Annotated in this window: 12 protein-coding genes; all 12 read right to left on the bottom strand. The window is 65.0% G+C overall.

Translation table 11 applies throughout. From position 1 onward, the window contains the following. Window positions 1-272: DUF4440 domain-containing protein (locus AB0P06_RS36130; protein ID WP_363615112.1), on the bottom strand; the 272-nt coding region annotated here is incomplete at its 3' end. Window positions 273-835: 563 nt separating this feature from the next. Next, complete coding sequence (locus AB0P06_RS36135) at window positions 836-1,399, bottom strand: hypothetical protein (RefSeq protein ID WP_363615114.1); 564 nt, start codon at window positions 1,397-1,399, stop codon at window positions 836-838. A gap of 880 nt (window positions 1,400-2,279) precedes the next feature. Further along, complete coding sequence (locus tag AB0P06_RS36140; protein ID WP_363615116.1) at window positions 2,280-2,849, bottom strand: hypothetical protein; 570 nt, start codon at window positions 2,847-2,849, stop codon at window positions 2,280-2,282. 17 nt (window positions 2,850-2,866) lie between these two features. After that, window positions 2,867-3,220: a hypothetical protein gene (locus AB0P06_RS36145; RefSeq protein WP_363615118.1), complete on the bottom strand. Its 354-nt coding sequence runs from the start codon at window positions 3,218-3,220 to the stop codon at window positions 2,867-2,869. A 44-nt stretch (window positions 3,221-3,264) separates the two neighbouring features. After that, a complete protein-coding gene (locus tag AB0P06_RS36150; RefSeq protein WP_363615120.1) occupies window positions 3,265-3,699 on the bottom strand; it encodes a hypothetical protein in 435 nt (144 codons plus the stop codon). Between the two features lie 328 nt (window positions 3,700-4,027). Next, complete coding sequence (locus tag AB0P06_RS36155; RefSeq protein ID WP_363615122.1) at window positions 4,028-4,276, bottom strand: hypothetical protein; 249 nt, start codon at window positions 4,274-4,276, stop codon at window positions 4,028-4,030. 299 nt (window positions 4,277-4,575) lie between these two features. Beyond that, window positions 4,576-5,229 carry an SMI1/KNR4 family protein gene (locus AB0P06_RS36160; protein ID WP_363615123.1) on the bottom strand — a complete coding sequence of 218 codons (654 nt, stop codon included), beginning with the start codon at window positions 5,227-5,229 and terminating at the stop codon, window positions 4,576-4,578. Between the two features lie 230 nt (window positions 5,230-5,459). Continuing rightward, window positions 5,460-6,116, bottom strand: a complete 657-nt coding sequence (locus AB0P06_RS36165; RefSeq protein WP_363615125.1) for an SMI1/KNR4 family protein — start codon at window positions 6,114-6,116, stop codon at window positions 5,460-5,462. Between the two features lie 804 nt (window positions 6,117-6,920). After that, window positions 6,921-7,544: a hypothetical protein gene (locus AB0P06_RS36170; RefSeq protein ID WP_363615127.1), complete on the bottom strand. Its 624-nt coding sequence runs from the start codon at window positions 7,542-7,544 to the stop codon at window positions 6,921-6,923. A gap of 187 nt (window positions 7,545-7,731) precedes the next feature. Further along, window positions 7,732-8,112: a hypothetical protein gene (locus tag AB0P06_RS36175; RefSeq protein ID WP_363615129.1), complete on the bottom strand. Its 381-nt coding sequence runs from the start codon at window positions 8,110-8,112 to the stop codon at window positions 7,732-7,734. A 237-nt stretch (window positions 8,113-8,349) separates the two neighbouring features. Then, the gene (locus AB0P06_RS36180; protein WP_363615131.1) at window positions 8,350-8,733 is read right to left on the bottom strand and encodes a hypothetical protein; all 384 of its coding nucleotides are present in this window, start codon (window positions 8,731-8,733) and stop codon (window positions 8,350-8,352) included. Beyond that, complete coding sequence (locus AB0P06_RS36185) at window positions 8,724-10,010, bottom strand: ricin-type beta-trefoil lectin domain protein (protein ID WP_363615133.1); 1,287 nt, start codon at window positions 10,008-10,010, stop codon at window positions 8,724-8,726. The genes AB0P06_RS36180 and AB0P06_RS36185 overlap by 10 nt, the downstream gene beginning before the upstream one ends. Between the last annotated feature and the right edge of the window lie 159 nt (window positions 10,011-10,169).

A 10,169-nucleotide genomic window follows, 5' to 3' on the forward strand; every position in this document is an offset into this window, starting at 1 on the left:
CCGAAGCGCGACGCGATGTCGCCCACGATCTCGGTCCGCTCGGAGGTCTCCCACTCCGAGAACTCGACCAACCGCCCGCCGGCGAGCAGGCGTTCGCGCGGCTCGATGAACTCGTCCACGGTGTAGACCGTGTACTTCGGCCCGGTCAGCACGATCACACCACCCGAAATGACCAGCCGACGGATCCGGCCCACGTCCGCGACCTCGCCGCCGCGGTTGTCGAAAGCCCCGAAGAACTCGGCGGTTATCGCATCAATCTCGATCTTGGACATGGTGCGACAGTAACACCGGCAGGGAGCAACGGACATGGCGTCGAAGCCACTTCGGCCCAGCGCACCCACCAGATCACACGACTTTGCGACAGCCCTGATCCACGACCAGGACACCACCTTCACCGACGCCGTCACCCACACGGGCAGACACCCGCTGACCGAACACCTGCTCACAAACGAGGACTTACCGCCCACCACCGGCGAAATCACCGACCCCACCCTCCGACCGACCCACCGCACCCCGACAACGAACCCGTCAGCACGGCCGACCAGCACCACGACCGCCGACCCGTCGCAGACCCGAACAACCACCGCATCACACCAGACCCGCCAAGCACCAGGCCCGACAAGCACCATCGATACACCCGGACCTCCACACCAACAACCCCGCCACAGACCAACCATCGCCAACCACCCGAGAACCTCCGACACTTCACCAGACACCAACTACAGCCAGGCACCCCACCAAGATCAGGTGGACCATGATGCACCGACCCAAACCGCGGCCCTGGTGGGCAGGCAGGACGCAGCGCCGACGATCCGGAACACCGCGCCGCCGTCACCTACCCGGCGTCAGGGACCCAGACCGTCCTGTCCTCCGCGGATGCGAGCAGGTCGGAAGTCGGATCCGACAACACCTGGACGAGGAACTCGGCCATACCCCCGTCCGCTTTCGACCAGGCCCGGGCCGCGGGCGCCCCCCGGAACCACACAACCACCGGCCACCGATCAGGATCTGGGTCACCCGTCAGCCAGAAGCAGCGATCCCCGTTGTAATTGCAACCCCACTCAAGCAGCCCGCCAGAATCCGGGAACATCGGATACGGGAAGAGATCGGGATAGCTCGCACGCAGCCCATTGAACATCGGACCAACTTCAAGGATCGTACGAGCAACCATGCGCGCGAATCCACCGGAAGCCCATCTGACCGGCCCTGCAGTCAGCGGTGAATGAACCCAAAGTTCACCGCCGATGGCGCCTCGGCCAAATATGTTGATGAAATCCTGATAGTCGGCCGGAAACTCCAATCCGACCTCGACCAGTGAACCATTCCAGGGCACCTCATAGCCCGCACCGGAACCCGGAACATTCAGCAGCTCGACAAGGGACGCCACCGAAACATTCACCTAAACCCTCCTGTCCGTCATCAGTAATTGCACCAGGCCGCCACCTGGAGGCGTTGACCCGGACCACCACTCAACGACAACCCGGCAGGCCACGACTCCCACAGAACCACTGACCCTATGCCTGACCAGCGAGAACACGGCGCCCCCACCCGAAAAGACAACAGCTTCTGAACACCACACCACTGCGCCTGGGCGGGTTTGGGAAGTCGGACCCGCCGACTTCCCAAACCACGCCCGGGCAGGCAGACGGCTTCGCACAGCGGCTCGTCCGTGTGACCAATCAGACCCAGGGTGCCTCAAACCAATCCCGGGCAGCCACCGCGTCACGCCGGGCCCGGCAATCGCCGTGGGTGCGCTCGGGCCTCCGCACGAACAGCCGCGCCACAGACCGACCGTCGTTAACAGCCTGAGGGGATCCGGCACTTCACCAGGCACTTACTGCGGCTGGGGGCCGCAATCGGCTTTCGCACCGCGCGGTAGACCGTCTCACCGATTTCAGCTATGGCATCCGATGCACCAGGGGTATGGCCAGTCACGCTATTCCACCCATCCGCTTGGCGAATACCTCCCCATGCATCGGTGTCCCCACCGCAGGTTGGCGGCCTGGCCCCGTCCGGGGTGAGGGCGAGTCAGGAGCGGCGCCACCCTGATCGTCGACCCCGGAGCGGTACAGGCGGACGGACGCACAGCGCACAAAGCTCCGCTGCGCCGCCCCGTCCGGGAGAACGAACCGCCTGGCCGACGGGGCGTCGGGATCCGTGGCGGTGTCCGGCTCCTCCGCGATGGTGAGCTCGCCCCGGTCAAGGGCCGGATGCAGTTTCACTCGACACGCAAACAAGATCAACCAGCGAACCGTCGGCCGCCGCAAATTGCTCGCTAATCACCCCTCCTCGGGGACCCAGATGGGCACCGAGGGGTCCTGGAACGCGAGGTCGGCCAGTTCCGGGGTCTCGCCGGCGACCACCAGGAGGAGGAACTCGACCATTCCCACGTCGTAGCGGCTCCAGGCATCCGGAAACCGCCCCCTGTGCCACACGATGACGGGCCAGCAGTCCGGATCGTCCCCCTCCGTCAACCAGAAGCAGATATCACCGTTGTAGTTCCCCGCCCAAACGAGCAGCCCGCCGGCCTCCGGGTAGACCGGGTACGGGCAGAGGTCGAACGACTCCTCCCGCATGGCCCTGAACTGAAGGCCAATGTCCTCGGTGGTCCGACGGACCATGCGGGAGATCCCACCCTCCCCTGCCGCTCCCCCAGGGCGCAGCAGCGGGTCGAGGACCCCGAGGTCACCCCGAACCTCCCCGGCGCCGAAGACGTCGACGAACTCCCGGTAGGCCGAAGGGAACCCAAGGCCGGCCTCCTCCTGTGCCCTGTCCCACGACACGCGAGGAGCGTCCTCCCGGGCCCTCCACCCCGCCAGGCCGGAGAGCCTCCTCACGTCATCGCGCATGCGGACACCAGGTGGCCTCAGCAGCAACCGGCTTCAAGGCTGTGGCCATCCCTTTCGCTGTAAACATCCGACGCACCGCGGTCAACGAGAACTCCCCTGGAATCCCGGACCTGGATCTTGAATCGGCATTTAAATGGAGTCATACTGCCGGCGTACATATAGTCGGACACCACCGGCATCTCCACGAGATTCTCCTTGATCGCCAGCTTTCTGGCCACCACCGCCTGAATTCCTGTCATTTTGCCAACGTTGACGGGGGTGGTCCAGCAGGGTGACAGATTCGCCTGGACGAAGCTGCAGCCCGGGCGGCGTCCGGGAACACGCGAAGGGGAACAGCTGGTCTGCGCGGCAGACCCGGCGGTGGCGCCCATGGCGGGAGTACACCTCCGCCACCGGCAGGCCGACCCCGCCTTCACTACCCCACCCAATTCCAGTCGCCCTGGTACCGCCACATCGGCTCGTCGGAATTGGCCGGCGCCACCTCGTCCGCGTACACGTACGTGCCGTCGACAACGGCAAGCAGGAACGCCGCGAATCCTCCGTCGAAACGGTCCCACTCCTCCAGGCTCCGGTAGAACGCGACCACCGGCCAGGAATCCGGATCCTCACCCTCGGTCAGCCAGAAGAACTGGTCAGCGTTGAGGTTAGAGCCCCAGGAGAGGATCCCACCGCGCTCAGGGTGGACAGGATACGGGCAGTCCGGGTCAGCGGCCAGCTCGGCGGCGATCCCGTCCGTCGTCCTGCGCACGAACCCGGGGAAGCCGACGATCGGCCCGCCGTCATAGGAGCGCAGGGTCGGCACCGGCACAGACAGCTCGCCATTGATCCGCACGCACCCGTACCGGTCCACGAACTCCCGATAGTCCGCCGGGAAGGCGAAGCCGACCTCCGCGAGGGAACGCTCCCACGGTGTAGCCGCCGGCCGTTGCGAGGGTTCACCGAAACCTGGGCCAGACGGCCGAGTTCCATGTTCACCCGAGTTCCATGTTCATCTTCTGTCCAGTAGCTCGATAGTGATGTTGCCACTTGCAAGGGTTCCGCAGCTCCCCTTCAGGGACCCGGCCAGGCAGCCGTGGGCTCCCGCAGGACGCTTCGCGACCGACGCCCCCGGACCTGCGCCCGGGTCGACCACATCCTCCATGGCCCAGCAGTCGATCCAGCCTCCCTTGCCGCCGTTATCACCCACCGCGCTCGCCGGACGGCGGTCGAGGCAACTGCGGTGCTCGTCCTCTTCCTGTGGATTTGTTGCCCGCACCCGGAACGGGGGCGGTCTCCGTCCTCGGGGTCACGTTGGGGACGAGCGCGAGCATCGCGAGCAGGTCGGCGCTGCCGCAGGAGGCGGCGATGACGCTGAGGATGTCGCGGGGGTCCCTGGCTGCCCAGTCGAACTGGGAGACCGGGCGCTCGACCGCGGCATGTAGCGGCACCAGCAGATGCGAAACGGCGCTGCGGTCTGCATGGGCCGCAGGGTTTCCCTGCGTCCTGTCCCGAACGGCTGTCGATCGGGAAGCCCAGGTTCTTCCAGCCGCTTCCCCGCCGTGCAGATCAGGTTCGATTGCGGCGTGAACAGTGGATCAGCCCCAAGTACGCTCCGACACGCTTCTCTTGTGCCGGACCGCGACCGTTGAGCCGGGACCGTCGGACGAGACCGAAGTCGACACCCTGCCCGGACCTGGCCAAGCCACGCGCCGGGCTCAGCACGAGGCCCCGGACCACGGTGTCCAGGTCAGTTGCCGAGGCGCCAAGGCATTGCCGTTGATCCGGTGGGCAAAGCCCACGCAGCACTCCGATCCTTCCCTGCCCAGTCGGGCCCCGGCGCCCACAGCGGCACGGGACGGGTTACGCCCCACTCATCATCAGGGTCCGGACGCACCAACAATTCTTCGTCCATGACATAGTCACCGCTCAGCACCGCGGCCAGGAACTCGGCAAAGCCGCCGTCGAAGCGGTCGAGTTCCCCTTGGAACCAAACCACCACGGGCCACCTGTCAGGGTCCGGATCGGCGGTCAGCCAGCAGCAGTGGTCGTGGTCGCTATTGCGGCCCCAGACGAGCAGTCCACCCGGGTCAGGAAATACTTGGGTTCGGACCTGCTGCCGGAAGAGGTCCTCCATTTCAACCTGGGCCCTGAACTCGGTGTCATTCTCGAAGCGCCACCCAGCCAAACCTCCCGGAGAGTCATCGGTTCCCGGGCGCCGCGCGGGCGTGCACACTCCCCACTCGCCTGCGAAAGTCACCGAGCCGTACAGGTCGATGAACGCCCGGTAGTCCGACGGAAGCTGAACCCCGAGTTCTGCCGGCGCCAGCTCCCACGGCACACGAGCCGGAACGTACGCGGGCTCCCCCAGAATCCCCCGCACTCGATCCAACGCCTCGCTCACATTCTCACCACTCGATACACCACTGCCACCGAGACCGACATGCAGTCGCTACTCCCAGCACCCGCCAGGAGGCTTCGAAGATCCGCGCAAATTAACCGCGGCACGCCCACCGGACTCTCTCGCGGTGAAGTGGCAGCGCGGCACGATGTCCGCCCCCTCCACGACAACCATCCCGGCCGAAGCTGCGACAGCCAGCGCCGCGAGTGCTGGCGCCCACAGCGCTTCGATCGTCAGTGACCCGTCAACTGCCGCCTCCACGGCATCTGTGTCGACCCCGCGGGCACGTCCCACTCGGCCGCCCAATCTCGCCCTGTCCAGTCAAGTGAAGGACGCCACATGGGCTCTGGTTCAAGCAGATCCCACTCCTCCGGGTCCCCCTTGACCAGCACCTCTGCTTCTCGGCGATATCTTCCCTCCAGTACCGTCACTACAAATTCGGCAAACCCCCCGTCGAACCGATCTACCATTCCCCGGTACCATAGCGCAACATCCCACCGGTCAGGGTCCGAACCCTCAGTGATCCAGCACAAGTGATTATGATTGGTATTGCGACCCCAGTACAGCAGTCCAGATGGATCCGGATATACGGCCGTTCGTTCCTGACGCCGGAACTCGTCCTCCATCTCGACCTGAACCCTGAACTCCGCATTACTGTCAAAGCGCCATCTGGCCATGCCCGAAAGGGCCATCGAACCGAGATGAAGCCTGGGCGAACACACCCCCCACTCACCCGCAAAACTCACTCCGCCATACAGATCGACAAACGCCCGGTAGTCCGACGGCAGCTGGACACCCAGTTCGACCGGCGCGCCCTCCCACGGAACGCCGGCCGGCACATACAGAGGCTCCCCCATCATTGATCGGAGCCGCTCAAACCACTCACCCATAACACGACTCCCATATAGCCGCAGAAACTTTTACCGAGAAGCCAACAAGTCATTAGATCAAAGAAATCAACCAGGCCGGCAGACGCGCCGGCCAGTTACCCAGCTGAACCGTCGCTCCAGTATCTGGGTTGAACTTCTCATTTCTCACCCACGCAAAGTCGCACACCCCGGGGCTGCCATCAACCTTCTGACCGACGGCCACCATGAAGAACGCCTTAGGAATGGTACTTGGAGCCAGGTTTGCAGCCTTGCCGCGTCCACCAAGCTCGCGTGCAATGAAATGGCATCTGGCGAGCGGCGTCTCCCGTCAGTACGCGCGCGCCCGGCGGGTGCACCTGGACGACCAGGTGAACCAGGTACTGGAAACGTGCGGGAACCAGCTGGACCAGGCCGCCGAACTGACGCTGCTCCGGCGGCAGCCCGACCAGGTCGTCGGCCGACTGCGGCAGGTGTGCGCAGCACTCACGGTCCTGCGGGCCCTCACGGCCGCGGCCCCGCCCGGATCGGGCCTCCGCCGCCCGGGCCGGGTTCCGGGCGGCGAGCTGTACGGGCCCCGGATCACCCGGGCCGAACCGTCCCACCCCGTCAGCGCCCGAATGCGGTCAACCCATCGTCACATCACGCAAGTGACCGCACCGTTCGCAGCAATCGGCGGTTCTACCCGGTTCCCGTTCTTCCCAGCCGACAAGCCGGCCCACGGCCGGTGTGAACCCCGGAGCCCACTCCGGGGTTCACACCCACAGAACTGACCTACTCGGCAACGGGACCGCCGAGCCTGCCAGGCCCCCGGGCACTGTGGCGAGCTCAGACCAACGGGGACCGGTCGAGCGCTTTCCACAGCGGCCCGGAGCCCGGCCAGCCGGGAGGAGCCGCAGTCCCGGAGAGCACCCCGGAAATGAATGTGGAGAAGCAGCCTTGGTAGAGGCGGACGCAGCCAAATTGGCGAAACTCTACCAGGATGTCCCAGGCCTCCTTTCCTCTCGGCACGAGGTAGCACTGGTCCCCATCCCAATCAGAATATCCCCATGGAATTACGGAGTCGACGTCAAAGCGCGGATACCTGGAATCTCCGAGGTAGTGATGAGCCACACTCCGGAGAGATTCCCGGCCTCTCTTCATGAAATCGATCAGGGGCTCTGCACCACATGGATGCGGCACATAGAGGTGACCTCGCACAATCCCGTCCCCGTAGAGGTTCACGAATTCCTTGAAGTCACCTGAAAGCGCTCCCCCTGCCCACTCCTCAATTCCCAGCCACACCTCGACGGGAGTCAGGCTGGACCATGAATCAACATCAATCATTTCGCGAAAATCAACCCGGCTCATCTCACCGTCCCAAGCCACAGGAACCACAGACAGGTTTATTTTTTCCTTTAGTTCGTTATTATTCATTGCAATGCCGCATGCACAGAGGGATTCTATTGTCATACTCCGAGCTGAGCGCGGACAATTCACGGGCGGTTCGCTCGCACAACTGTGAACGTACTGAAAGATGGCGACCTTGGTGCAGGCCCGCAGCCACCAGGTTGGATTGGGCCATAGAAAGCGAAACCGAGGAACAAAAGGGAAAGCAACGGGCGGGACGCCTCACATCGCACCCCGCCCCTGACCGATACTATCCGAGCGCCCTGCCAGTCAGTAGATCATGCGCTTCAGAGGAAGCTCTCAGCACACCTTCCCACTCGCCACATGCCAGATACTCGGAATCAGACAGCCCATAGCCGTACCGAGTAAACAGTGCTCCAAGAGCTGCAGCGAGCTTGGCGATTGCTGCAGCCTCTGAAGCGTCCTTCAGTACTGCTCCGATGATTCCTTCCGGGTCCTCAATCATGCCGCAGTCCTCCAAGGCTTCATACACCTCGGAAAAATCGTCATAGTATCCATCGAACGGAAATTCTCGATTCACCCACACTCGAACCTGATAGTCACGGTCCGCAAGGCGCGCAAGGTTTCCGATCAACCCTTCCCGCATGTCGGGAAATCCAACAGGATTCATTTCTTATTCCAAGCCGACCAAGTGAGCCATTCAGAGAGGGGGATGTGAGAGTGTTCACCATTCTCCTGAATCGAGCCAGTGATTGGCTTTCCATCTCGACCCAAGACCTTTCCGCCCGACCTGACAACAACGCGATCCACCCGCCGGGACGGGTTCTCGCTATTCGGATCACCCTCACCAATTCGAACCCCGTTGCCCTGACTATTGGGATCCTGCCACCTATTTCCTGCTTTTTTCTTATTTGGCTTTCCGGGCCCCCAAAGAGTCAGGTACCATATCATGCGCTTCTCCCGGAACACACCAGCCCGAGTGGTTGTCCCCGCACTCGGCCCGCTGCCGTGCGGCGACGGACTTCTCGGACTGGGGCGTGCTCGGGTTGGTCGACCTGCCCTGGCCTGTCTTCGCGCCGTTGTCCGAGCGGCCGGTGTTGGCCTTCGGGCCTGGCTTGGCTCCCTTCGGCCCCCTACCACCGCCCATGCCGCCACGGTCGGATCCGGTGATCTCGCCGAGCGCGACCAGCTGTGCCGTGCTGCTGGTCAGCAGCGTCGCTTCGTTGCAGGACTTGACGCGTTCGCAGGCACGCGACATCGCTCCGCGGTAGTTCGACGCGGTCAGGTCCATGCCGTAGCTGGACCTTGCTCCTTGGCGAGCTCGTCGCGGTACGCGCTGAGTGTCTCGCCGATGCCCTTGGTGTTGGGGATGTAGAGGTCCGCGCCCAGGTGGATCCAGGGGTCGTGAGCCTGCTCGACGGCGTAGTCGCGGTTGACGACCTTGAGGGTGCCGTCGAAGTTGACGTCCGCGGCCCCCCGGCCGCTGTAGTGGCCGTGGCAGCGTCCTTCCCAGCAGTCGCCGTCGATGAGGCCGCTCGGGTCCGAGCGGTTCACGGGGTCGTTGCTGCTGTAGGAGTAGCCGCCCATCTGGTCGGGGTTGCCGGCTTCGAGGAGCGGGTCGACGGTCAGGAAGCGGCCGAGCGCCGGGTCGTAGTTGCGGGCGCCCAACAGGTTGAGGCCGCTGGCGGCGTCCACCGGCTTGCCGAGGTAGCCGCGGTTGCCGACCCACCCGGATGGCTGGAGGCCGCTGCGGACGTTCCCGTAGGGGTCGAACGGGCGCCGGGTGATGGCCCGGGTGGCGGCGTCGACCTGGAGGGTGGAGGTGTTCTGAGGGTTGGTGAACTGGTAGGTGAGCGCTCCGTTGCTGGAGCGGACGACGGTGGTGCCGTCGGGCTGGGGGTAGTGGCGGTCACCGGTGACGGTGGTGCCGTCGGGGGAAAGGGTGAGCTGTTCGGCGTCGTCGAACAGGTAGAGGATCGTGCCGTCGGGACCGCGCTGGACGAGCAGTTCGCCGTCGGCGTCGTACAGGTACCTGGAGGTGCTGGTGCCCACCCCGTTGGGGCTGGTGACGGTCTCGGTGCGGCCTTCGACGTTGTAGGTGAGGGTCTGGGCGGCTCCGGCGAGCGGCTGGGTGCCGGTGCCGGTGGCCCACTTCTGGTTGGGGCCCTGGTTGCAGGTCCACAGCGTGACGCGGGTGCCGGGGGTCGTGCTGGCGTAGGGGATGTCGAGGCAGAGGCCGGAGTCGTGGACGAGGCCGCCGTCGGTGGCGGTGCGCCAGCGCTGGTTGGCGCTGCCGTCACAGGTCCACAACTCGATCTGCGCGTTCGCGCCGGCCTGGCCGCCGACCGGGCGGGCGCAGGCGCCGAGGACGCGCAGGGTGCCGTCCGAGCCGATGGTCCATTGCTGGGCGCTGCCGTCGTGGCAGGTCCAGGTCTCGACAGGGGTGCCGTTGGCGCTGCTGGCGCCCGTGGCGTCCAGGCAGATGGGAGTGGTGCCGGCCGGAACGGCGGAGGGCAGCGTGGTGGTGCTGGTCGTGGTGCGGGAGGTGGTGCGGGCTTTGCCCAACACCGCCTGACGGATCCGATCCGGCGAGCCCGGGCCCGCGACGCAGCCAGCGTCGCGGGCCCACGCGCCTAGGGCGCGTATTCGGTCGTGATCAATCTGTGTGATTCACCTTCGCGGCGGGTCCTGATCCGGTAGACCGTGGTGTGTGACGCGAGCGCAACT

The organism is Kitasatospora sp. NPDC088351 (assembly GCF_040685575.1).
In the GTDB taxonomy this organism is placed as follows: Bacteria; Actinomycetota; Actinomycetes; order Streptomycetales; family Streptomycetaceae; genus Kitasatospora.

Bases quoted from the DNA above. Each gene is read 5' to 3' on its own strand.
- AB0P06_RS36140 (WP_363615116.1), bottom strand. From the start codon at position 2,849: ATGCGCGATGACGTGAGGAGGCTCTCCGGCCTGGCGGGGTGGAGGGCC.
- AB0P06_RS36170 (WP_363615127.1), bottom strand. From the start codon at position 7,544: ATGACAATAGAATCCCTCTGTGCATGCGGCATTGCAATGAATAATAAC.
- AB0P06_RS36165 (WP_363615125.1), bottom strand. From the start codon at position 6,116: ATGGGTGAGTGGTTTGAGCGGCTCCGATCAATGATGGGGGAGCCTCTG.
- AB0P06_RS36180 (WP_363615131.1), bottom strand. From the start codon at position 8,733: ATGGACCTGACCGCGTCGAACTACCGCGGAGCGATGTCGCGTGCCTGC.
- AB0P06_RS36175 (WP_363615129.1), bottom strand. From the start codon at position 8,112: ATGAATCCTGTTGGATTTCCCGACATGCGGGAAGGGTTGATCGGAAAC.
- AB0P06_RS36145 (WP_363615118.1), bottom strand. From the start codon at position 3,220: ATGGGCGCCACCGCCGGGTCTGCCGCGCAGACCAGCTGTTCCCCTTCG.